This window comes from Nonomuraea sp. NPDC049637 (genome assembly GCF_040675235.1).
Classification (GTDB): domain Bacteria; phylum Actinomycetota; class Actinomycetes; order Streptosporangiales; family Streptosporangiaceae; genus Nonomuraea.
This window is the reverse complement of record NZ_JBFAOM010000005.1, coordinates 204374-227703: the sequence shown is the minus strand read 5'-3', so window position 1 is coordinate 227703 and position 23330 is coordinate 204374. Positions and strand designations below refer to the sequence as shown.

General features: G+C 70.6%; 18 protein-coding genes and 1 other RNA gene. 9 read left to right on the top strand and 10 right to left on the bottom strand.

All coding sequences use genetic code 11. From position 1 onward, the window contains the following. Nucleotides 1-36: 36 nt before the first annotated feature. From AB0J71_RS09705 to AB0J71_RS09695, 3 genes are all read left to right on the top strand, one after another. Nucleotides 37-462 carry a hypothetical protein gene (locus tag AB0J71_RS09705; protein WP_352321724.1) on the top strand — a complete coding sequence of 142 codons (426 nt, stop codon included), beginning with the start codon at nucleotides 37-39 and terminating at the stop codon, nucleotides 460-462. A gap of 54 nt (nucleotides 463-516) precedes the next feature. Next, a complete protein-coding gene (locus tag AB0J71_RS09700; RefSeq protein WP_352321722.1) occupies nucleotides 517-978 on the top strand; it encodes an SRPBCC family protein in 462 nt (153 codons plus the stop codon). A 68-nt stretch (nucleotides 979-1046) separates the two neighbouring features. Beyond that, nucleotides 1047-2405 (top strand): hypothetical protein, encoded by a 1359-nt coding sequence (locus AB0J71_RS09695; RefSeq protein ID WP_364413588.1) that lies wholly within the window; start codon nucleotides 1047-1049, stop codon nucleotides 2403-2405. A 90-nt stretch (nucleotides 2406-2495) separates the two neighbouring features. Here AB0J71_RS09695 and ssrA read toward each other — a convergent pair. The 6 genes from ssrA to prfB all read right to left on the bottom strand — a co-directional run bounded on the left by ssrA (nucleotide 2496) and on the right by prfB (nucleotide 8682). Continuing rightward, nucleotides 2496-2880: a transfer-messenger RNA gene (gene ssrA / locus AB0J71_RS09690) on the bottom strand. 308 nt (nucleotides 2881-3188) lie between these two features. Next, nucleotides 3189-5054 carry a penicillin-binding transpeptidase domain-containing protein gene (locus tag AB0J71_RS09685; RefSeq protein ID WP_364413586.1) on the bottom strand — a complete coding sequence of 622 codons (1866 nt, stop codon included), beginning with the start codon at nucleotides 5052-5054 and terminating at the stop codon, nucleotides 3189-3191. A gap of 20 nt (nucleotides 5055-5074) precedes the next feature. Then, nucleotides 5075-5542 (bottom strand): SsrA-binding protein SmpB, encoded by a 468-nt coding sequence (smpB, locus tag AB0J71_RS09680; RefSeq protein WP_352321717.1) that lies wholly within the window; start codon nucleotides 5540-5542, stop codon nucleotides 5075-5077. A 23-nt stretch (nucleotides 5543-5565) separates the two neighbouring features. Continuing rightward, nucleotides 5566-6474, bottom strand: coding sequence for a permease-like cell division protein FtsX (gene ftsX, locus AB0J71_RS09675; protein WP_352321716.1), 909 nt, complete (start codon nucleotides 6472-6474; stop codon nucleotides 5566-5568). A gap of 20 nt (nucleotides 6475-6494) precedes the next feature. Continuing rightward, a complete protein-coding gene (gene ftsE, locus AB0J71_RS09670) occupies nucleotides 6495-7184 on the bottom strand; it encodes a cell division ATP-binding protein FtsE (protein ID WP_020541427.1) in 690 nt (229 codons plus the stop codon). A 379-nt stretch (nucleotides 7185-7563) separates the two neighbouring features. Further along, nucleotides 7564-8682 (bottom strand): peptide chain release factor 2, encoded by a 1119-nt coding sequence (prfB, locus tag AB0J71_RS09665; protein WP_352321713.1) that lies wholly within the window; start codon nucleotides 8680-8682, stop codon nucleotides 7564-7566. A gap of 47 nt (nucleotides 8683-8729) precedes the next feature. Between prfB and AB0J71_RS09660 the strand changes: the two genes are divergently transcribed. Beyond that, nucleotides 8730-9761: a hypothetical protein gene (locus AB0J71_RS09660; protein WP_352321712.1), complete on the top strand. Its 1032-nt coding sequence runs from the start codon at nucleotides 8730-8732 to the stop codon at nucleotides 9759-9761. 19 nt (nucleotides 9762-9780) lie between these two features. On the opposite strand, the gene AB0J71_RS09655 is transcribed toward AB0J71_RS09660, so the two are convergent. The 3 genes from AB0J71_RS09655 to AB0J71_RS09645 form a co-directional block, all read right to left on the bottom strand. Beyond that, complete coding sequence (locus tag AB0J71_RS09655) at nucleotides 9781-14649, bottom strand: NAD-glutamate dehydrogenase (protein WP_352321710.1); 4869 nt, start codon at nucleotides 14647-14649, stop codon at nucleotides 9781-9783. 258 nt (nucleotides 14650-14907) lie between these two features. After that, the gene (locus AB0J71_RS09650) at nucleotides 14908-15105 is read right to left on the bottom strand and encodes a zf-HC2 domain-containing protein (protein WP_352321708.1); all 198 of its coding nucleotides are present in this window, start codon (nucleotides 15103-15105) and stop codon (nucleotides 14908-14910) included. Beyond that, complete coding sequence (locus AB0J71_RS09645) at nucleotides 15105-15659, bottom strand: sigma-70 family RNA polymerase sigma factor (protein ID WP_352321706.1); 555 nt, start codon at nucleotides 15657-15659, stop codon at nucleotides 15105-15107. Before AB0J71_RS09645 ends, AB0J71_RS09650 begins: the two co-directional genes overlap by 1 nt. A gap of 153 nt (nucleotides 15660-15812) precedes the next feature. On the opposite strand from AB0J71_RS09645, the gene AB0J71_RS09640 reads away from it, so the two are divergent. From AB0J71_RS09640 to AB0J71_RS09625, 4 genes are all read left to right on the top strand, one after another. After that, complete coding sequence (locus AB0J71_RS09640) at nucleotides 15813-17282, top strand: DUF1996 domain-containing protein (RefSeq protein ID WP_364413584.1); 1470 nt, start codon at nucleotides 15813-15815, stop codon at nucleotides 17280-17282. Between the two features lie 55 nt (nucleotides 17283-17337). After that, entirely contained in the window at nucleotides 17338-18168 is an 831-nt protein-coding gene (locus AB0J71_RS09635) for a hypothetical protein (protein ID WP_364413583.1), read from the top strand. Between the two features lie 31 nt (nucleotides 18169-18199). Continuing rightward, nucleotides 18200-19807, top strand: coding sequence for an NADH-ubiquinone oxidoreductase-F iron-sulfur binding region domain-containing protein (locus AB0J71_RS09630; protein WP_352321702.1), 1608 nt, complete (start codon nucleotides 18200-18202; stop codon nucleotides 19805-19807). Nucleotides 19808-19893: 86 nt separating this feature from the next. Continuing rightward, nucleotides 19894-21417: an FAD-binding oxidoreductase gene (locus AB0J71_RS09625; protein ID WP_352321700.1), complete on the top strand. Its 1524-nt coding sequence runs from the start codon at nucleotides 19894-19896 to the stop codon at nucleotides 21415-21417. A gap of 1 nt (nucleotide 21418) precedes the next feature. On the opposite strand, the gene AB0J71_RS09620 is transcribed toward AB0J71_RS09625, so the two are convergent. After that, the gene (locus AB0J71_RS09620; RefSeq protein ID WP_364413582.1) at nucleotides 21419-22141 is read right to left on the bottom strand and encodes a L,D-transpeptidase family protein; all 723 of its coding nucleotides are present in this window, start codon (nucleotides 22139-22141) and stop codon (nucleotides 21419-21421) included. Between the two features lie 543 nt (nucleotides 22142-22684). Between AB0J71_RS09620 and AB0J71_RS09615 the strand changes: the two genes are divergently transcribed. After that, a complete protein-coding gene (locus AB0J71_RS09615; RefSeq protein WP_352321697.1) occupies nucleotides 22685-23320 on the top strand; it encodes a GNAT family protein in 636 nt (211 codons plus the stop codon). The last annotated feature ends 10 nt before the right edge of the window (nucleotides 23321-23330 follow it).

Below are 23330 nucleotides of genomic sequence, written 5' to 3'. Positions count from 1 at the left end.
TCGTCCCCGTTCCCCCGCCCGGCCACAGTCGGAGCCATGACACCGACGCCCCCCGCACCCGCGACCCCCTCCGCCGCCGGACGCCGCTGGTCGAAGTTCGCCCTCCACTACGTGGAGATGATCGTGGCCATGTTCGTCGGCATGTTCGCGCTCGGCGCCCTCCAGTCGGCCGTCGGCCTCTCGGTCTCCCACGAGGAGTCGCCGGAGCTGGCATACCTGATCATGGCCGTGAACATGTCGGTGGGCATGGCGGCCTGGATGCGCTACCGCGGCCACCGCTGGCCGTCGACGCTGGAGATGTGCGCGGCGATGTTCGTCCCGATCGTGCCGCTCTATCCGCTGCTCTGGCTCGGCGTCATCGACGGCGGCGTCCTGATGCTCCTCGCGCACGTCGCGATGTTCCCGCTCATGCTGGCCGCCATGTTCCGACGCCTCGACGAGTACACCGGCTGCGCCCACTAGCCGGCACCCCATCCCCCTCGGCCCCGCGCCCGCGGGGATCCCTAAGATGCCGCCATGGCGCGTTTCGAGACCGTGACCCTGGTCTTCGCTCCCCCCGACGTGCTCTTCGACACGTCGCTGTCGGTGGAGACCCACACCGCGTCCATGGCCGGCTCGTCGGAACGCGCGGTCGCGGGCGTCACCACGGGCCTGCTCGGCCTCGGCGACCAGGTCACCTGGCAGGCCAGGCACTTCGGCCTCACCTGGCGGATGACCTCGACGATCAGCGCTTGGGAACGGCCCGGGTACTTCGTGGACGAGCAGGTGTCCGGGCCGTTCCGCCACTGGCGGCACGAACACCGCTTCGAGGCGGCCCCGCACGCGGGCGCCACCCTCATGACCGACGTCGTCGACTTCTCCGCCCCCGCCGGCCCCCTGGGCCGCCTGGCCGAGCTGTTGGTGCTGCGCCGCCACATGACCCACCTCATCAGCCTGCGCAACCAGCACATCAAGACGATCCTCGAACGGTCCCCTTGACCGAACCCGCGCCGCTGGACGGTCGTCCAACCCAGCGGCGAAGGCTGCCGCGAGGAACGGAGACCGGGGTGCGCACGAACATCGGGACCGGCCGTCCCCTTGGCGGGGTCGCGCTGCGGCCGCTGCTGGTCCTGGCCCAGCTCGTCGGCGCCTGGGCGGCCGGGTCGGTCTTCCTGCCGACGGCGTGGCTGGTCCTGCTGGCCGTGCTGTTCGCCGGCAGCGAGGCGATGTTCCTCGCCGCCGGCGCACTGGGCGTGGCGGCCCTGCTCGGCTACCTGGTCATCGTGATCGGGGCCACCCGCGGCGTGTCCGTCCTCGGCGCGACGCGCGGCGGCCGGCTCCTGTGGGCGCTGCTCGTGCTGGGCCTGGGAACCGCCGGCTGGGCCCTCGGCTGGGCGGTGACCGACGTCGCCGGCCTCGGGGTGAGCCGCGACATGCTGCTGGCGGCCGTGCTGGGCGGGGTGCCCTACGCCCTCGTGGCCGGCGCGCTGCTGCGCGGGTGGCGCTGCAAGGGGGTGGCGCTGGGGCTGAGCGTGGCGCTCGTGGGGACGGGCGTGGCGGTGCTGCGCCAGGAGCCGCCGGACGACCTGGCGGCCCGCCTGGCGGTGGCCGACCTCCACCGGGAGACCGCGTACGTGGTCGCCGTCCCCGGCTATCGTCCCGACGACAGGGACTACGGCGGCGGGCTGGGCGGCTCCGGCTTCACCCCGGCGGACCCGGCCGCCATCCCGCCCGACCGGTACGTCCGGATCGTCGCCTACGACCGGCTCCTGCCGGGCGCGGCCGTGTGCGGCCAGCCCACCGCGCAGGACGCCGGCCTGCCGGCCGGACCCTGCACGGCCGAGCCCGGCGGCCTGGTCCACCGGCAGGGCCCGGTCGAGCACGGCTACCAGGTACGGGTGGGCCGCCGGTACGTCACGGTGGTGGGGAGCGCCGCCGTCCCCCGCGACCTGCTCCGGTCGGCCGCCCGGAGCCTGCGTCCGGCCGCCGCCCGCGAACTGGGCGACCAGGAGCAGACCGGCGACTACTACGCGGCGCGCGTCCCGGGCTACACCCCCCATCTCACGGGCATCCCGGCGGGCCTGGTCTACACGCCCTCCGACCACACCGGCAACGGGGGCCAGAGCGTCCACATCACGTTGTCCGTGAGCCCGGCCGACGACGACGTCTGCTACCTCGCCGAGAAGTGCGCCCCGGCCGGCTCCGGCCTCACCTACGTCCGCCGCGAGGACACGCACGGTTACGCGGTGCGCCGCGGCACGGTGACCGTCCAGGTGCTCGGCGGCCTGCGGGTGGACGCGAAGCCGCTGCGCCAGGCCGCCCTCGACGCCCGCCCGGCCACCGACGACGAGCTGCGCCGCCTGCTGCCCCCGCTGGAGCCGCGTACCCCCCTCGACCGCCTCCGCCGGTGGCTGCGCACGTTCTAGTGGACGCGCACGCTGGTGGACGCGCACGCCCCCGGACAGCGAAAAGCCTCCGACCCGCCGAGGTCATCGGCAGGTCGGAGGCTTTTGATCACGTGGAGGTGGCGGGAATCGAACCCGCGTCCTTCAATCCCAAGTCAGGGCTTCTCCGGGCGCAGCCTGCTGTGCTTTTCTCAGCCCCGGCGATCACGCAGGCGAGTCGCCGACGGGCTCAGCCACTGTTTGATTTCCCGATCTCCCCCGTGGCCGGGTCGATCGGTTGAGCCTTCTAGCGATGCCAGACACCGGGCCGAAGGCACTCCCGGGCTGACAGAGGTTTCGCTACTTAGGCAGCGAGAGCCAGGGAACCCTGGCTGACCTCAGTGCGCTTGGAATTGGCACTTATTGGTTTGCGGTCACAGGATTAACGAGGTTATGTCCGCAGTCCTCGGCCCGCTTCACCTGGCTTGCAAGATCGAAGTCGAAGCCAGTCACCCCCTGTGCAGTTGTCAACACGCCTCACGCTGATCGCTGATCACACAGAGACGAGCAACACTGAATCTACAGGGGACAACGCCCCCAACGCCAACTTAATTCCAGCATGGCGAAACCCCCGGGAGCGTGGCACAGCAGCACGCGCTCCCGGGGGCCGACCGGCAGGGTCGAGCCGGTCCGGACGGCAGGACTTCCCCCGAGATGAAGTCCTGATCTCATCACGGCGACTGAGTCCGCAACCCCCCGAGCGGGCCCAGTCATTCAGTAAGACGCAGCCGCGACGCGGAACGGTTGCTCGCCGTCACAAGATTTTCACGCAGGGTCACGAATGCCCGAGAAGAAGCTGCCCGCTATGGCCGCCGCGTCGTAGCTCTTGGCCAGGACGGCGATCGCCACGTCGCCCTGCCAGCCGACGAACCAGGTCATCGGCTTGTCCTGGGTGCCCGCCGTCGCGCGCACGCCGTAGACCCTGCCCCGGCCCGCCTGGGCGGGGCTGCCGACCGCCCCGGCGCGCATCATCGCGGTCAGCGCCGTGCGCACCTTCGGATCCATCGGGACGGCGTCCGGCTGCTTGGCCGGGACGACCTCCGCCGCCGGATCGGGCGACGTGGGCGCGGTCACGAGCACCGGCGGCCGCCAGGTGCCCGACCCCACGGCCGCCGCGACCAGCGCCATCGACAGCGGGCTGACCTCGACGGTCTGGCCGGCGATGGCCCGGGCCTTGTCGGCGTCGCTGGACAACTCGGGCATCGCCCCGCTGAACGACTTCAGCGGCAGCCGCCACGGCTGGCCGATGCCGAAGTCCTTGGCGCTCGCGGCCAGGCCGCCGGCGCTGGCCCGGCGGGCCAGCGAGGCCAGCGCGGTCACGCAGCCCTTGGCGAAGTTGTCCTGGAACGTGGCCGACGACGTGACCCCGGCGGTCTGGCTGGCGTGCACGAACTTGGCGCCGCCCACCGTGCGCTCGGCCGGGCAGGCCAGCCGCTGCTTGGTGCTGACGCCGCTTTTGATCAGCGCGTCGGCCGCCACGATCGAGAAGGCCGTGCCTGCCGGGAATCTGCCCGCCAGCGCGTCCTTCTCCTGGTTGAGCCCGCTGGTGCCGACCGCCAGGATCTCGCCGGTGTCGCGCTGCACGGCCACCAGCGCGCTGGTGGCCGTCTCGGCCACCGCCCGCTCGGCCGCCGCCTGGGCGCGGCTGTCGATCGTGGTCTTGACCGAGACGTTCTGGCGGCCCGGCCACTCCTGCAGCTTGGCCACCTGCCGGCCGGTCTTGAGATCGAGGGTGATCACCCTCGTCTCGGTGGAGCCGGTCAGATAGTCCTGGTACGCCTGCTGCAGGCCGCTCTGGCCGATCGAGTCGCCGGCCCGCTGGGGGCCGCCGAGCTTCTGCTCGTCCTCGGGGGTGAGGGCGCTGACCTTGCCGACGATCTGCTTGGGGGCGGCCGGGTCGATGGGCTGCGGCTGCGGGTCGGTCTGGATGCCGGAGATGCCGGCCAGCTTCGACTTCATCGACAGGTAACGCGAGCGCCCGAACGTGACCAGCGGCACGAACTTGTCGGGCGGCGAGGACCTGATCCGGCTCAGCAGCCGGTCCTGGGCGTAGCCGGTGATCGCCGACAGCTTGGCCACGACCTCCTCGGCCCGGTTGCCCAGCGCGGACGGCACCACGCCCACGACGTAGACGTAGAGCTCGTTCTGCAGGGGGTCGTCGGTCCGGTCGACCACGGGCTGGCGCGGCTTGGGGTTGGTCTCGACCGCGAACCGCTGGCCCTCCTTGAGCTGCGGGTGCAGCACCGACGGCGACCAGCGCACCTTCCACCTGCCGTCGACCAGGTGCAGCGGCAGCGAGCCGTCGTACGCCCAGAGCGGGGTGTTCTCGCCCAGGTCGACCTCGGCGCGGAAGTCGGCCTTGGACTCCTCGCCGGTCACGCTCACGCTCTTGATCTTGAAGCGGAACGAGGCCGCGTCGAGCTCCAGCTTGGCGTTGGCCAGGGCCTTGCCCACCTTGGCGGGGTCGCCGTCGGTGCGGCCCGCGGCCAGGGCGTAGTCCTCGGACTGCCAGCCCACGAGGAAGTCGCGCACCGCGTCGTGCGGCGAGGACTCCTCGAAGCAGCCGGTCAGCGTCATGCTCGCGACCGCCAGGGTGACGGTCGCGGCAAGGGTGCGGCGCGCGCGTGTCATCGGTTAGAGTGCCGCCGCTCTCATCGGTTGCGGTGCCGCAGGGCCCGCGCCATCTCCCGCTTGGCCTGCTGCTCGGCCAGCGACTGCCGCTTGTCCCAGTCCTTCTTGCCCCGGGCGACGGCGATCTCGACCTTGGCCCGGCCGTCCTGGAAGTACAGGACCGTGGGGACGATCGTGAGGCCGCCCTCCTTGGTCATGGCGGCCAGCTTCTCGATCTCCTTGCGGTGCAGCAGCAGCTTGCGCTTGCGCTTGGCGGCGTGGTTGGTCCACGTGCCCTGCATGTATTCGGGGATGTGCACGTTGAGCAGCCACGCTTCGCCATCGTCGATGCTGGCGTAGCCGTCGACGAGCGAGGCGCGGCCCTCGCGGAGCGACTTCACCTCCGTGCCCTGGAGCACGAGCCCCGCCTCGAAGGTGTCCTCAAGGTGGTAGTCGTGCCGGGCCCGCTTGTTCTGGGCGATGACCTTCCGCCCGGTCTCACGTGGCATGCTTCGACCTTACCGGCGATTCCTCACACCCTGAGGTATCGGCGGAGCGTCACGAACGAGGCCAGCACACAGATCACGACGCCGATGGCCATGGTGAGCGTGATGGTCTGGGCCACCGCGTCCCAGCCGAGCTGGGCCATGCCGCTGCCGAAGTAGCCGGCGATCTCCTCGAACAGCAGGACCTTCGTCACGATCAGGATGATGGCCGCGAAGACGCCGCCGATCAGACCGGCGATCACGCCCTCCATGACGAACGGCAGCTGGATGTAGAGGTTGGAGGCGCCCACCAGGCGCATGATCCCCGTCTCCCGGCGCCGGTTGAACGCCGACAACCGGACCGTGTTGCCGATCAGCAGCGCCGCGGCCAGCACCAGGACGATGGCGACGGCCAGCGCGTAGAAGGACAGCTTGTCGAGCAGGTCGAAGAACTTGCCGATGAGCTGCTTGTGGTCCATCACCTGGGACACGCCCGGCTGGCCCTTCACGGCGTCGATCACCGGCTGGTAGTTGTCGGGATCGACCAGCTTCACGCGGAACGACTGCGGCATGTCCTCGACTCTGGTGGCCTGGACGAGCGTCGGGCTGGCCTGGTAGGCCGTCTTGAAGTTCTCGTACGCCGTGCTCTGGTCCTCGTAGAAGACCTCCTTGACGCCCTGGAGGCTCTCAAGACGGGTCTTCAACGCCTTGGTCTGGGCCGGCGTGACGGCCTTGCCGTTGCACTCGGGGATCGCGGTGCCCTTGGTGCACAGGAAGACCGAGATCTCGACCTTGTCGAACCAGAACGACTTGAGCATGGAGACCTGGGCGTTGATCATCAGGCCGACGCCCAGCATCGCCATGCCGACTGCCACGGTGATGACGACCGCGATCGTCATGGTCAGGTTGCGACGGAGGCCGATCCAGACCTCGGAGAAGATGAAGTTCGCCCGCATGTTGTGTCTGCCGCTCCCTGTCAGTACGCCTGGCCGTACACGCCACGCGACTGGTCACGGACGATCTTCCCGTCCTCCAGCTCGACGACGCGTTTGCGCATGGAGTCCACGATGGCCGCGTCGTGCGTGGCCATGACGACCGTGGTGCCAGTTCGGTTGATGCGGTCGAGCACCTTCATGATGCCGATGCTCGTCGCGGGGTCGATGTTGCCCGTGGGCTCGTCGGCCAGCAGGATCATCGGCCGGTTGACGAACGCGCGGGCCATGGCGACACGCTGCTGCTCGCCGCCGGACAGCTCGTCGGGCATGCGATGGGCCTTGCCCTCCAGGCCGACCAGCTCGATGACCTCGGGCACGACCTTGCGGATGAACCGCCTGGGCTTGCCGATCACCTCTAGGGCGAACGCCACGTTCTCGTAGACGTTCTTGTTCGGGAGCAACCTGAAGTCCTGGAAGACGCAGCCGATGCGGCGGCGCAGGTGAGGCACCTTGAAGTTGGAGAGGCGGGCCAGATCCTTGCCGGCGACGTGGATCGCCCCGGAGTTGGGCCGCTCCTCCTTCAGGACCAGACGCAGGAACGTGGACTTGCCTGACCCCGAAGGGCCGACGAGGAACACGAACTCGCCCTTGTCCACGTCGACGGAGACGTGGTCGAGAGCGGGCCGGTTCTGGTTCGCGTAGACCTTGGTGACATTATCGAAATGGATCACGAGAGCATCACGGCATGCCAGTCTAGGGGTCAGGACGGAAGCGAGGGTGGCACATGCCCATTTCCCGCCGCCGGCCGATCGGGGGCGCCGTCTTTACTGATGATCGACGTTCCGATTGGCCAGACGACAGTCTAGGGGGAAGACTGGCATGGAACGTCCATAACGGAAACAAAACGATTGTGCGGCTAGACTTGGGGCTGTCATGAGTTGTGAACACCTCGTATGCGCGCAGTGCGCCCACCCCGTGATCGAGGGCCGCTGCCCCCTCTGCCGAGCCAACAGGGAGCGGATGCACAGTCACGGCTTCGCCGGACTGTCACCCGCCCTCGTCGTCGTCCTGCTCCTCGTGCTGCTCTTCGCGACGCTGGTGCTCAGGCACCTAGTCGGTGGCGCCTGACTCCGCCCTGCGCATCCAGCGGATCTCCGACTCGATGAACCCGTCGAGGTCGCCGTCGAGCACCGCCGACGGGTTGCCCGCCTCCGTGCCCGTGCGCAGGTCCTTCACGATCTGGTACGGGTGCAGCACGTAGTTGCGGATCTGCGTGCCCCATGACGTGGTGGTCGCGCCACGCAGCTCCGACATCTTCTCCGCCTCCTCCTGCCGCTTGCGCTCCAGCAGCTTGGCCTGGAGCACGTTCATGGCCGAGGCGCGGTTCTGGAGCTGGGAGCGCTCGTTCTGGCAGGAGACCACGATGCCGGTGGGCAGGTGGGTGATGCGCACCGCCGAGTCGGTGGTGTTGACGCCCTGCCCGCCGGGGCCCGAGGACCGGTAGACGTCGACCCGCAGGTCGTCCTCGTTGATGTCGATGTGGTCGGTCTGCTCGACGACCGGCACGATGTCGACGCCCGCGAACGAGGTCTGGCGGCGGCCCTGGTTGTCGAACGGGCTGATGCGGACCAGCCGGTGGGTGCCGTGCTCGCCGCGCAGCGTGCCGTAGGCGTAGGGGGCCTTGATGGTGAACGTGGCCGACTTGATGCCGGCCTCCTCCGCGTAGGAGGTGTCGTAGACCTCGGTGGAGTAGCCCTTGCGCTCGGCCCACCGCAGGTACATGCGCAGCAGCATCTCGGCCCAGTCGGCGGCGTCGACGCCACCGGCCTGGGAGTTGATGGTGACGAGCGCCTCGCGGGCGTCGTACTCGCCCGACAGGAGCGTGCGCACCTCAAGGGCGCCGATGTCGGTCTTGAGCGTCTCCAGCTCCTTGTCGGCCTCGAGGCGCGTGTCGTCGTCGCCTTCCTCGGCCGCGAGCTCGTAGAGCACCTTCAGGTCGTCGAGACGGCGCGCGACGCCCTCGACGCGGTTGAGCTCGCCCTGGAGGTGGGAGAGCTTGCTGGTGACCTTCTGCGCCTGCTCGGGGTCGTCCCACAAGTCTGGGGCGGCAACCTGCTGCTCCAGCTCCTCGATCTGCTTGCGCATCGCGTCGAGGTCGAGCACGTCCTGGATGCTGCGGAGCGTGTTCGCGAGCTCGTTGATCTCTTCTGCCGGATCGATGCCTGCCACGTCTCCCTAGGGTACGCGACCCTCGCGTGCACGAATAACATGGCGAGGTGCGTGCATACGGTCGGGGGAAGATGCTGGCGCTCGCCGTCGGCGTGCTGGCCGCGGCGACCGCGTGCACAGGCCCTGCTCAGACGTCCCCGGCGGTGACCCAGGGAAAGGCGGGCGCCACCGGCGCGGCGAGCCCCTCGCCCAGCGCGCCGCCGCCCGCCGTCACGCGTCAGGAGGCGGCCGAGGCGGTCGCCGAGATCCTGCCCACCGACGACGTGCTGCGCGTGGAGAGCCCCGTGACGGGGCGGCTGTTCCTCGGCACCGACCTGGTCCGCGACGGTCAGCTGGCGCTCACGCAGGCCGCCTTCGAGTCCACCGGCGACCGCCCGCCGCGCTACTCCTGGGGCTCGCCCACCCTCTACGTGCCCAGGTTCGCCCAGGGCGAGCGGGCGCCCTGGTTCAGCGCGCTGGCCACCCGCAACGGGCAGCCGACGCTGCTGACGTTCGCCAAGAGCGGCGACGACTGGCTGCTCAGCTCGGCCGCGCAACTGCTGCCGGGCCAGGAGCTGCCGCGGGTGCGGCTCGACGCCGACGGCTACGCCACGGCGCTGACGCCCGACGACAAGACCGTCACGATCAGCCCCCAGTACATGGGCCCGGTGCACGCCAGCGTGGCCGAGACCGGGTCGGCCGGGGTGACGGCGGGCCTGCTCGCCGACGGGCCGTACACGACGGAGGTGGCCAGGCAGATCGCCGCCGACCGCGAGAAGGCCAAGAAGGACGGGTTCAGCTACGACTCGATCTTCAGCGCCGACAACTGGCCGGTCTACGCGCTGCGCACGGCCGACGGCGGCGCGCTGATCCAGTACTCGCTGTCGCGCAACACCTCGACCCGCACCGTCGCCAACAACACCTACATCATCCCGGTGCCGCCGGAGGCGGGCTGGGCCATCTCGACCTCGTCGGTGCGCCGCAGCCTCAAGCTCACCGAGGTCCACCAGTACGCCACGGCGGTGCCCCCGCTGTCGGCCCCGGCCGCCGCCCGGGTCGTCGCCCACGACGGAGCCCTCACCCGCGCCAGCGGCGAGTGAGGGCCCCTCCGGGCGGTTCCTACGCCTCCGTGTGAGGCAGGTTGCTGGCGGCCACCAGCGTGCGGATCGCGCGCAGGGCCACCGAGAGCGTCGCCAGGTCGAAGTGGTCGCTCTCCCAGATCTCCGACAGCGTCTGGCGGGCGCGTCCCACGGCGGCCGAGTTGCCGTCGGTCCACCGGGCCAGCCGCTCCTCGGGCGGCAACCCGGACGTGCTGTGGGCCAGCACGTCACGGGTCAGCGAGGCGTGCGCGGCGTACAGGTCGTCGCGCAGCGCCGAGCGGGCGATGGAGTTCCACCGGTTGTCCCTGGGCAGGGCGATGACGCGTTCGCGCAGACGGGCCAGCTGCAGGCGGTCGGCCAGGTCGAAGTAGACCTCCGCCACCTCGTTCACCGGACGGCCCGTCACGGACGCCACCTCGACCAGGTCCAGCGTCGAGTACGCGGGCACCATCGCGGCCACCCGCTCGGCCAGCTCCTGCGGCACCCCGCGGGCCACGAAGGAGTCGCGGCGCTCCTCGTACGCGGCCAGGTCGGGCCCGGTGAGCAGCTTGGGGATGTGCGCGGACAGCCCGTTGACGCCCTTGAGGAAGAAGCCGACCGACCCGGCCAGGTCGAGCGGCGGACGCCGGTTGACCAGCAGCCAGCGGGTGCCGCGCTCGACCAGCTTGCGGGCCTCCAGCAGCATGGCGATCTGCGTGGCGGTGTCGACCTCGTTGTCCAGCGCCTCCACGGCCCGGTAGAAGCTCGGCAGGTCGAAGACCTCCCGCGCCACCAGGTACGCCCGCACGATGTCGGACGTGGACGCGCCGGTCTCCTCCGCGAAGCGGAACATGAACGTGGTGCCCATGGCGTTGACCAGCTCGTTCACCACGCAGGTCGTGATGATCTCGCGCCGCAGCGGGTGGGCGTCCATGTACGTCCGGAACCGCTCGCGCAGGGCCGACGGGAAGTACGACACCAGCCACGACGCCAGGTACGGGTCGTCGGGCAGGTCGGAGCCCAGCACCTCGGCGTCGGCCACCAGCTTGGTGTAGGCCAGCAGGACCGAGAACTCCGGCGCGGTCAGCCCGAGCCTGGCCTGCCGCCGCTCGGCCAGCGTCTTGTCCGAGGGCAGGAACTCCAGCTCCCGGTTGACCAGCCCGTCGCGTTCGAGCTTGCGCAGGTAGCGGGCGTGGATGTGGAGCATCTCGACCGCCTGGGCGCGGGTCGCGTCGAGCACCACGTTCTGGGCGTGGTTGTCGCGCAGCACCAGCTCGGCGACCTCGTCGGTCATCGACGTGAAGACCTGGTTGCGCTGCTTGTCGGTCAGCTCGCCGTCGCGCACGACCTGGTCGAGCAGGATCTTGATGTTCACCTCGTGGTCGGAGGTGTCCACGCCGGCCGAGTTGTCGATGAAGTCGGTGTTGACCAGGCCGCCGTTCAGGGCGAACTCGATGCGGGCGAGCTGGGTGAAGCCCAGGTTGCCGCCCTCGCCGATGACCTTGCAGCGCAGGTCGCCGGCGTTCACCCGGAGCGTGTCGTTGGCCTTGTCGCCGACGTCGGCGTGGGACTCCGAGCCGGCCTTGACGTAGGTGCCGATGCCGCCGTTCCACAGCAGGTCGACGGGGGCCCGCAGGATGGCGCTGATCAGGTCGTTGGGGGCCAGCGAGCTGACGCCCGCCTCGATGCCCAGCGCCTCGCGCATCTGCGGGGTGATCTGGATCGACTTGGCCGTACGCGGGAACACGCCGCCGCCGGCGGAGATCAGCGAGGGGTCGTAGTCGTCCCAGGAGCTGCGCGGCAGGTCGAACAGGCGCTGCCGCTCGGCGAACGAGCGGGCCGCGTCGGGCGTCGGGTCGATGAAGACGTGCCGGTGGTCGAAGGCGGCCACCAGCCGGATGTGCTGGGAGAGCAGCATGCCGTTGCCGAAGACGTCGCCGGACATGTCGCCGATGCCGGCCACGGTGAAGTCGGTGGTCTGCACGTCCACGCCCATGGTGCGGAAGTGGTACTTGACCGACTCCCAGGCGCCGCGGGCGGTGATGCCCATGGCCTTGTGGTCGTAGCCGACCGAGCCGCCGGAGGCGAAGGCGTCGCCGAGCCAGAAGCCGTACTCCTTGGCCACGCTGTTGGCGATGTCGGAGAAGGTGGCGGTGCCCTTGTCGGCGGCGACGACGAGGTAGGTGTCGTCGCCGTCGTGCCTGACCACGTCGGCCGGCGGCACGACCTTGCCGTCCACCAGGTTGTCGGTGATGTCGAGCAAGCCGGAGATGAACATCCGGTAGCAGGCCACGCCCTCGGCCAGCACGTCCTCGCGGGCGCCGGACGCGGGCGGCTGCTTCACCACGAACCCGCCCTTGGACCCGGTGGGCACGATGACGGTGTTCTTCACCATCTGCGCCTTGACCAGGCCGAGGATCTCCGTCCTGAAGTCCTCCATGCGGTCGGACCAGCGCAGGCCGCCGCGGGCGACCTTGCCGAAGCGCAGGTGCACGCCCTCGACGCGGGGCGAGTACACGAAGATCTCGTACTTCGGCCGCGGCAGCGGCAGCACGCTGATCGCCTGCGGGTCGACCTTCAGCGAGATGTACGGCTTGCGCTGCCCGTCGACCGTCTGGAAGTAGTTGGTGCGCAGGGTCGCCTGGATCATCTCCAGGTAGGCCCGCAGGATGCGGTCCTCGTCGAGGGAGGCCACCTCGTCGAGGGCGCCCAGGATCTCCTCGTTGAGCGCGTCCACGAGGTCGACCCGCACGTCGTCGCCGCGCCTCGGGTCGAGCTTGGCCTCGAACAGGCGGACCAGCAGCCGGGCCAGCCGCACGTTGCCCAGCAGCACGCGTTCCATGTAGAGCTGCGAGAACGTGCTGCCGGCCTGCCGCAGGTACTTGGCGTAGACCCGCAGGATCTCGACCTGCTCCCAGGTCAGGCCGGCCCGCAGGATGAGGGCGTTGAAGTTGTCGGCCTGGACCCGGCCCTGCCACAGGGCGCTCAGGCCGTCCTGGAAGAGTCGCTTGAAGTCGTTCCTGTCCACCTCGTCCGAGGGGGTGTAGCGCAAGCCGAAGTCGTAGATCCAGGCGTTCTTGGTGCTCGCGTCGCCGTCCCGGTCGATCTCGTACGGCCGCTCGTCCACGACCTCGACGCCGAGCCGCTGGATCAGGGGCAGCGCCTCCGACAGGGAGATCGGCGAGCCGACCTTGTAGATCTTCAGCCGCCGCTCGCCCTCGGCGGCGTCGTACGGCTCGTAGAGGTTGATCGCCACCTCCTCGCCGTCGGCGACGAGCTGCTCCAGGCGGCGCAGGTCGACCACGGCGACCTTGGGCGGGAAGTCGGCCTTGTACCCCTCGGGGAAGGCGGAGACGTACCTCCTGGCCAGCGCGGGGGCCTCCTCCTCGGAGGTCATCTCGTCGAGGGCGGCGGCCAGGTCGTCCTCCCAGGAGCGGGTGAGCGCGGCCAGACGCGCCTCCAGCTCCTCCACGTCGACGCTCGGGGCGGGGAGCTGCTTGCCGCGCTCGCCGCGCACGACCACGTGCAGCCGGGCCAGCACGGACTCGCCGATCATCGCGCTGTAGTCGAGCGACCTGCCGCCGAGCGCCTTGAGCAGCACCTCCTGCATCTTCAGCCGCACCTTGGTGGTGTAGCGGTCGCGGGGCAGGTAGATCAGGCAGGAGATGTAGCGGCCGTAGTCGTCGCGCCGCAGGAAGAGCTTGACCTGCTTGCGCTCGCGCAGCCGCAGCACGCCGAGCGCGATCGGCAGGAGCTGGGCGACCGAGGTCTGGAACAGCTCGTCGCGCGGGAACGTCTCCAGGATCTCGATCAGGTCCTTGCCGTCGTGGCTGTCGGGCGCGTGGCCGGCGGCGTTGAGCACCTCGGCCAGCTTGCGCCGCAGCACGGGGATCCTGGAGATCGACTCGTTGTAGGCCACGTGCGTGAGCAGGCCGAGGAAACGACGCTCTCCGATCACCTCGCCCTCGGGCGAGAACAGCTTGACCCCGATGTAGTCGAGGTAGGTCGCGCGGTGGACGGTGGCCCGGCTGTTGGCCTTGGTGATGATCACGAGCTGCTTCTCGCGGGCCTTGGCGCGCACCTCCGCGGGCAGCGCGGAGAAGCTGTCGGAGCCCACCTTGTCGTCGCGCAGGATGCCGAGCGCGGCGCCGGGCAGGGCCTTCAGCATCTCGCCCTGGTCGGTGTGCTCCAGCCGGTACTCGCGGTAGCCGAGGAACGTGAAGTGCCCGTCGGCGAGCCAGCGCAGCAGGTCGAGGCTGTCCTCGACCTCAGCGGGCTCCAGCGGCGGCGGGTTCATGCTCAGGTCTTCGGCCGTCTGGACGGCCAGGGCCCGCATCTTCCTGAAGTCCTCGACCGCGTACCGCACGTCGGCGAGCACCCGCTGCAGGTCGGCCTCGACGCGCCTGAGCACCGCAGGGTCGGCCTGGCGGTCGATCTCGATGTGGATCCACGACTCCACCAGCATCTGGCCGGTGACGTCCTCCTGGCCGCGGCCGAGCATCCGGCCCGTCATGTCGCGGCGCACCCGCATCTGGGGGTGGACCACGAGGTGGGTGCCGATGTCCTGCCGGTCGAGCTCCATGGTGACCGAGTCGACGAGGAACGGCATGTCGTCGGTGACCACCTCGACGACCGAGTGCCCGGGGTCCCAGCCGTTCTCCTCCAGCGTGGGGGTGTAGGCGCGGACCACGGCCCGGCCCTGGGGGCGTACCTCGGCGAGCTGCCGCTGGGACATCGCCGGGCCGTACACGTCGACGGGGTTGCGGTCGAGCAGGTCCTCGGGTGCGACATGGCGGTAGTAGAACCGCAGGAAGGAGAGGGCCTCCTCCGCGCTCATGTGCTCGCTGCCGACCGCGCAACTCTCCGCGGCTCTTTGCAGCAGCTCATCCTTGGCCTCGTCGAGCGGCATTTCGCTCTCACTCCTTTGTGAGGGTTTGCCATGACTGTTCATAGCCAGGCTCTTAGTTCCCATAGCGAGGGGAAGTAGTGCAGACGGGTACGTCCGCGGAGATGGGCGACACCTGGTCGCCTTCCTCGCCGGACCGCCGGCGCGGGGGGAACGGGCGCATCACCGTCGATGCCCACCGAACACCTCCCCCTGAACGCCCGGCCCTGATTCCGGGCGTGTGCCTCGCCGTACCGATATCACCCGAAAAGGGCATAGACGTCAACGTGACATCGACATGGGGGGATCGTCGCCGGAGGCCGAGGGGGCGGTCTTGAGGTCGTCGAGCCGGTCGGGAAGCTCGGCCAGCTCCAGGAGCTCGGCCTGGCACCGCTCGCACGCGTCGAGGTGGCGTTCGAACGCCTCGTGCTCCTCTTCGTCGAGGACGCCGAGGACGTAGGCGGCCACCCCGTCGTGCATCAGCCGGCTACCCCCTTGTCACGCAGCTGTTCGCGGAGAGCCCGGATCCCGTAGTAGAGCCGGGACTTCACCGTGCCCGGCGGAATCCCCAGAATCTCCGCCGCTTCACTTATCGTACGGTCTCGGAGGTAGGTCTGCTCAATGACTTCGCGGTGTTCGGCGGACAGGCTGCGCAGCGCGTCGGCGACGACGATCGCCGACAGGGCGCGCTCGGAGCCGTCCGGCACCGACATCTGGTCGACTTCGGGCGGCTCGACCTCGTGAGGCCGGGCGCTCTTCCGTCGGCGTCCGTCGATGACGATGCGGCGGGCCACTGTCAGCAGCCACGCCCATAAAAGGCTCGGTTCCCATTGCAGTCTTGCCGAGTTTCGCCAGGCCCTGACCAGGGTCTCCTGTACGACGTCCTCGGCCCATTGCAGATCGTTTCCGGTCGATTTGCGTACGTGGCGCAGCAGAGGGCCGCCGAACTCCTGGTAGAGCACCGCGATGCGATGTTCCGCCTCGGCATCCGCACTCTCGAACCTGCCGTCGAGGTGACCTAGCACGGGGCACATCTTTACACCTTCGTTATCGGTCCGGCAGCCACTCCGATAACTCCAGTTATTTCTAACTATCTCCGGTCATGGGTGAACCTGATGGTGTAAGCCCGCGTACCTCCCACCATGCAACGGCTGACAACCATGAGAACCGGGCGCATGGCCGCGGCCATGACCGCTCTTGCCGTGGCGGCGGGCGGCCTGGTGTCCGCCGCCGTCATCGGCGTGGCGCCGGCGCGGGCCGACCACTGCGACCCGGCCCAGGCGAGCCAGGACGACGGCCGCCGCCAGCGCGACCGCGCCCCCGACCAGCAGGCCCCTGACCAGCAGGACCCGGACCAGCAAGCACCCGACCAGCAGAACCCGGACCAGCAAGCACCGGATCAGCAGGCGCCCGACCAGCAGTTCCCTGACCAGCAAAGACCGGATCAGCAGGCGCCGGACCGGCAGGGGCGGGGCGGGGATCGGCAGGTGCAGGGCGGCGGGATCGTGCTGCGCGACCCGGCGCGGTCGCCGGAGCCGGAGGACTCCGGCGACGCCCTGTTCCGCCGCGACCGTTCCCCCCACACCCCCACGGCCGCTCCCCAGGACCCCCAGAACCCGCGCGACCCCCAGGACCCCCAGGACCCCCAGGATCCCCAGAACCCGCAGGATCCCCAGGACCCCCAGAACCCTCAGGACCCGCAGGACCCCGGCGACCAGTCGCAGGACCGGCGTGGCCGGCCGACCCGGACCGCCTCCCCCTCCCCCACGGCCTCCCAGGACGACGACTGCAAGGACCTCGGTCCCTTCGTCACGGACTTCGTGGACATCCGCCAGGTCCAGCCCCTGCGGCTCGACGCCGGCATCGGACGGAACGGCTCACGTGGCACGTTCGTCGCCCAATGCGGCACCAACCGCAACGGTCACAACAACCCCGACAACTTCATCGTGGCCCCCGGCGTCAGCAACGGCGCCCACCACCTGCACGACTACGTCGGCAACCTGTCCACGGACGGCTTCTCCACCGACGAGAGTTTGGCCGCCGCCGGAACCACCTGCCGCCTAGGGGATAAATCCACTTACTTCTGGCCAGTTCTGCGCGACCGCAAAGTGGACGCGAACGTCCAGGACCCCGACGGCAACGTGGGCCGGGTGATCCGCGCCGGCACGGTGAGCCTGCAGTTCCGGGGCAACGCGACCTCCAGGGTCGTCGCGATGCCGAGGTTCCTGCGCCTGATCACCGGCGACGCCAAGGCGGGGACGAACGGCGCCGCGAACGCCCGAGCCCGCTGGAGCTGCACAGGATTCACAAATCGCATAAGTCCCGATAAATATCCGCTTTGCCCGCGCGGAAGTCAGGTTCTTCGTATTCTGGATTTCCCCAGCTGCTGGGACGGTCAGAACACCGACAGCGCCAATCACCGCACGCACGTGGTCTTCGCCGGGCAGAACGGCGCTTGTCCGCAAGGCACCAGGGCGATTCCGCAACTGCGCATGCTCCTCGCCTACACGGTTCCACAGGGTCCGTCGTTCGCCGTGGACGCGTTCCCTGAACAGAAGCACAACCCGGTCACCGACCACGCGGACTTCGCCAACGTCATGCCCGAACGGCTGATGCAGTTCGTCGTCTCGTGCATCAACCGGGGTCGCCGCTGCTGACACGTCCCCATCAGCCTTCCGAGTCGTACCCTCACCCGACCTTGGAGGGAAATAGATGCTCCACAGACGACACCCCCGGCACGCCCCCACCAAGCTGGACACAAGGAATGTCCGGCTGGGGGCGAGCGCCTCGTTGACGGCCGTCCTGTTGTCGGTGCTCGCGCTGGCCAGGACAGAACGCGGCGTCGCGCTGCTCGGCCGAGGAGTGAGTTTCCTAGAGTTCTACGCGGGCGTGTTCGCCCTGGTGCTGCTGACCGCGACGGTCGCGCTCGGCCTGGTCACCACCGAACGCGTGTTCCTGTCCCCGCCCAACCGGGTCAGGGCCCAGCTCGCGCACCGCGCCACCGCCCTCATCGGGCTCGCCTACCTGGTCACGCACATCGTCCTGATGATCAGCTTGGGACACGCGCCGCCGGGCGCGGCGATCGTGCCGGTCGCCGGGGTCTACGTGGGGTTCGGCGCGCTCGCCTTCGACCTGATGGTCGTGGCGGTGGCCACGGGGATGCTCAGGGGCCGCTTCGCCGTGCGGGGCACGCCGTGGTTGTGGCGGCTGCTGCACTCGGCCGCCTACCTGGCCTGGCCCATCGCGATCATGCACGGGCTGACGGCGGGCCGGTCGCCGGCCGGCTGGGTGGCCTGGTCGTACGTGGCGTGCCTGGCCGCGGTCGGGTCCGCGTTGATCGTTCGGGTGCTGGCCACGTTGCGCAGGCCGCCCGTCGTACCGGAGAGGGTCGAGGCGCCAGCCGTGACGGCCGGGGTGGCGGCGGACGTGCCCGTCGAGCGGCCGCGGGCGACGGCCGCGGCCACAGCGGCAGCCACAGCGGCGGCGGCCGACGCGCCGGTGAGCCTGGCCGACGCCCGGCGCAGGTACCGGGAGGCCGGATGAGCCCGCGCCGCGCGACCCCGGGGAGCCGGTCGTGATCCCGCACCGGGTGCCGCGCGTGCTCCGGATGGGCCCGGCGCGGCTGACCGCCGGGCTCGACCACTGCCGGCGGCTGGACCTGCCCGCGCACCGGACGCTGCACGGCGAGCCGCGGCCGCGCGAACTGGCCGAGCTCATCTCCATGGTGAACGAGGTCGACATGCGCGGACGGGGCGGCGCCGCCTTCCCGTTCGCCCGCAAGCTGCGGGCCGTGGCCGACGCGGCGGGCACGGGCGAGAGCGTGGTGCTGGTCAACGGCGCCGAGGGCGAGCCGGCCAGCTCCAAGGACGCCATGCTGCTCACCCGCACCCCGCACCTCGTGCTGGACGGCGCCATCCTGGCGGCGGAGGCGCTGGGCGCCCGCGAGGTGGTCGTGGCCACGGTCGAGGGCGAGGTGGCCGAGTCGTCCGTGGCGGCGGCCGTGGCCGAGCGCCGGGCCGCGAACGTGTCGGGCGGTTCGGAGAGCCGCATCCCGATCCGGGTGGTCGGGCTGGCGGAGAGGTTCATCAGCGGGGAGGGCGGTGCGCTCGTCCGCGGCGTGAACGGCGAGGAGGCCATCCCGCCGGGCAGGAAGCGGCGGGCCGCGACGAGCGGCGTGGACGGGCTGCCGACCCTGCTGTCCAACACCGAGACCTTTGCCCAGTTCGCGCTGCTGGCCGAGTACGGCCCGCAGAAGTACGCCGAGGTGGGCACCAGCAAGGAGCCCGGCACGATCCTGCTCACGGTGAGCGGCGGCGCGGCCAACGGCGCGGTGATCGAGGCGCCGACCGGCGTGCTGCTGGCCGACGTGCTCGCCCTGTGCGAGGCCGAGGCCGGGGACGGCGTGCTGGTCGGCGGCTACCACGGCGCGTGGTTGTCGGCCGAGGTGGCCGGGTCGGCGGTGATCTCGCGGGAGGGCATGAAGCTGGCCGGCGCCACGCTGGGCGCGGGGATCATCGTGCCGCTCGGCGACGGCACCTGTCCGCTGGGCGAGGCGGCCAGGGTGGCCTCGTACCTGGCCGCGGAGTCGGCCGGGCAGTGCGGTCCCTGCCGTCTGGGGCTGCCCGACGTGGCGCGTGCCCTGTGCGCGATCGCCGAGGGCACCGGCTCCGTGGACGCCGTGCGCCGGTGCGTGCGGGCGGTCGAGCGGCGTGGCGCGTGCTTCCACCCTGACGGCACGGCCAAGTTCGTGTTGTCGGCGCTGGACGCGTTCGAGAGCGAGATCGCACTCCACCTGGAGCACGGCTCGTGCGGCCGTCCGGTGCGCGGCGTGCTGCCGATGCCGGAGCCGGAGGTGGAGCCCGAGTACCGGCTGGAGGTGGACTGGACCCGCTGCCAGGGGCACGGCCTGTGCGCGCACCTGCTGCCGGAGTTCGTGGACCTGGACGACTACGGGTTCCCGTCGTTCCGGAACGTGCCGGGGTGGATGGTCAAGGACGCGCGGCGGGCGGTCGAGATGTGCCCGGCGCTGGCCCTGCGGATCGTCCAGACGAGCGGGGAGGCGCCGAAGCCGCCCACGTCGCCGCTGCGGCTGGTCAAGGACGGCGTGTTGCGAAAGGCTCCCGGGCTGACCCGGGTGGGGGCCACTACCAACCTCTTCGGATTTGGCGGGACGGCGGGGTGATGTCGGTAGTGATGTAGTTGTGACCAACTTGTCCGGAGGGCCAGGCGTCTCATCGATCGGTTCGACACGACCGACGGGGGACGCCCATGGACCGCCGCGACTTTCTCCATCTCACCGCGCTCGCGCCGCTGGCGCTGGCCGCCGACGCGAGGACACCCGCCGCACCGGCCACCGGCGCCCGGCCGTCCGGCACGGGACCCTACGGCCCAGGTCCTCACGGCCGGGGGGCACGCGGGGCGGAGCTGGTCGGCGCGCTCGGCGCCGGGCGGTCGGCGCCGCCGCCGGACTGGGCGCGGCTGCGCGGGCGGCTCGCCGGCACGCTGGTGCTGCCCGGCGACTCCGGGTACGACGACGCCCGCCGCCTGGTCAACCCGGCCTACGACCGGATCAGGCCGGGCGGGGTGGCCTACTGCGCGAGCCCGGCGGACGTCTCGGCGTGCCTGGCCTTCGCGCGCGCGAGCGGCGTCGCGGTCACCCCCCGCTCCGGCGGCCACTCCTACGCGGGCTGGTCCACCGGGACCGGCCTGGTCATCGACGTGTCCCGGATGAACACGGTCTCCTACGCCGCCGGGCGGGCCACGATCGGGGCCGGCGCCAAGCTGGTCGACGTCTACGACCGGCTGGCCCGGCACGGCGTGAGCATCCCGGCGGGCTCGTGCCCGACGGTCGGGATCGCCGGGCTGGCCCTGGGCGGCGGCATCGGGGTGGTGTCCAGGAAGTACGGCCTGACCTGCGACACCCTGGAGTCCGTACGCGTGGTCACGGCCGACGGCCGCCTGCTGACGGCGGACGCCACCCACCACTCCGGCCTCTACTGGGCCTGCCGCGGCGGTGGCGGCGGCAACGTCGGCGTCGCGGTCTCCTTCACCTTCCGCACCCACGCCGCGCGCGACCTGACCGTGTTCTTCCTGCACTGGCCGTGGTCCAGGGCCGCGGCCGCGGTGCGCGCCTGGCAGTCGTGGGCGCCGTCCGCGCCGGACGAGCTGTGGTCCTCGCTGCACCTGGCGCGCGAGGAGCGCGACCTGGACGTGCTCCTCGTCGGCACGTACGAGGGACCGAAGGCGTCACTGGACCGCCTGCTCGCCCCGCTGGTCGCCCGGGTCGGCGCGCCGTCGTCGAGGTCGGTGCGGACGACGTCGTACCGGGAGGCCATGATGATCATGGCGGGATGCTCGTCACGGTCCGTGGCGCAGTGCCGCCGGCCGCGGCGGGAGGCGTTCGCCGCCAAGTCGCACCTGGCCTACGCCGAGCTCCCCGCCGACGGCGTGCGCCGCCTGGTGGACGGGGTGGCGCGCGGCGGACGGCACGCCGTGCTGCTGGACGCGCTCGGCGGCGCGGTGGGCCGGGTCAAGCCGGCGGCCACGGCGTTCCCGCACCGGGCCGCGCTCTACAGCGTGCAGTACTACGCGAAGGGCACGGACCGGACGTGGCTGCGCCGCCTGCACGGCGAGCTGACCCCGCACTTCGGCGAGCACGCCTACGTGAACTACGTCGACCCCGACCTGACCGGCTGGCGCGGCGCCTACTACGGCCCCAACGCCGCCCGCCTGGCCGAGGTGAAGTCCACCTACGACCCCGACCGGCTGTTCCGCCTGCCGCAGGGCGTCTGACCTACTTCTCCCGCACATAGACCGGCTCGCCGATCTTCACCATGTCGAACAGCCGCTTCGAGGTGGGCAGCGGCAGGCGGACGCAGCCGTGCGAGGCGGGCCGCAGCGGCACCTTCGACGAGCCGTGCATGGCGATGCCCCCGACGAAGTAGAGCGAGTCGTACATCGTGCCGAGCGGGCCCTCGGTCCAGCCCGGCGCCCGGCTGGTGACGTGGAAGTCGCCGGTCGGGGTGATCGCGTTGCCGCAGTGGCCGTTCTCGCAGTAGTTCACCCGCGCGCCCGTCGAGACGTGCGAGATGAGCGCCGGGCGGCGGTGGCGGTAGACGACGAGCAGCTGGTAGCGCAGGTTGATCTCGACCCGGTCCGCCTCGCCGCGCGGGACCAGCGGCTTCATCCGCACCGGACGGTCGAAGGCCCGCCACACCTCGGGCCCGACCGCGCCCTGGGGACGCAGGTGCCGGTGCTTCTGGAAGGCCCACACGCCGAACTTGGTCTGCTCGTCGTAGACGCCGTTGAGCCGGCCGAAGTAGTAGCCGTTCCGGTGCAGCCGCTCCTGGAGGCGCCTGACGGTCTCGCCGCGGTCGCCCGGCCGCAGCACGACCACCCCGCCGGGCACCGCCTTGTCCGCCCGGTCCACCTTGTCGGTCTTGTCGGTCTTGTCCGCGCGGTCCGCCTCCGCCCGGTCCACCCTGTCCGTCCGGCCCGCCGTGTCCGTCCGGTCCACCCGGTCTGGCCGGTACGCCCTGTCTTCTACGTCAACCGTGTCCGTCGCGTCCGCCGTGTGCGCCCTGTCCGCCTTGTCCGGCGTGTCCGCCATCGCGGGCGTACCGGCCAGGAAGGGAAGCCCACCACACCCGAGAGCGGCGAAAACAACCGCTCTCCGAACCTTTGTGATCATAGGTCAACGCCTACCCAGATCGCCGACAATTCACGACACTGGCAAATCCCGCTAAAAGCAGGCATATCGCTTTTATGCGACGGCACGGTCAAAGCTTTAGCAAGCGTGGACCGAGGCGAGACATCCGCGAAATCGGCGGAACGAAGAAAAGGCGGATGCGCCATGGACGCATCCGCCTTTTCTCCAGAGGCCGGGGAGCGAGCTGCGCGTTCACCCGCCCGGCCACTGTTCACCCCTCCGAACAGCCCCAACCTTAACCAAGACGACGCCTGGAACGCACACCGTTCCGCAAAACCTTTCCAGGAATCCTCGGGGGCCGGCAAAAAACGAGTCGCGCGGACGGGGATACGCCTGGAAGCATGCCGGAATATGCGTCACTGGCCGCTCTTTGAGCTCTCCATCACCACGCCGCGACTGGAACTGCGGCACCCCACCCTCGACGACCTCGACGACCTGGCCGACCGGGCGGCCGAGGGCGTCCATGAGGCCGGTTTCATGCCGTTCATGTTCCCGTGGACCGAGGCGCCCCCGGCCGAGCGGGCCCGCCGTACGGTGCAGTACCACTTCCGCAACTGGGCCGGGTTCACCGCCGACGACTGGTCGCTGGAGCTGGTCGTGGTGCACGAGGGCCAGGTCGTCGGCACACAGGGCGTCATGGCGACCAGCTTCCCCGTCACCCGCGAGGTCAAGACGGGCTCCTGGCTGGGCCGGCGGTTCCAGGGCCGCGGCATCGGCACGGAGATGCGCAGGGCCGTCCTGCACCTCGCCTTCGCCGGCCTCGGCGCGCGGCACGCCGTGACGGAGGCGTTCGAGGACAACCACGCCTCGCTGGCGGTGACCAGGAAGCTCGGCTACCGCGAGGACGGCGTCACCGTCCACGCGCGCCAGGGCGAGCCGGTCGTCACCCGGCGCTTCCGCATGGCCCGCGCGGACTGGTCGCCGTCCCCCGACGTCGAGATCCGCAACCTCGACGCCTGCCTGCCCCTGTTCGGGCTTGCGCCCTGAGCCCCCGCCG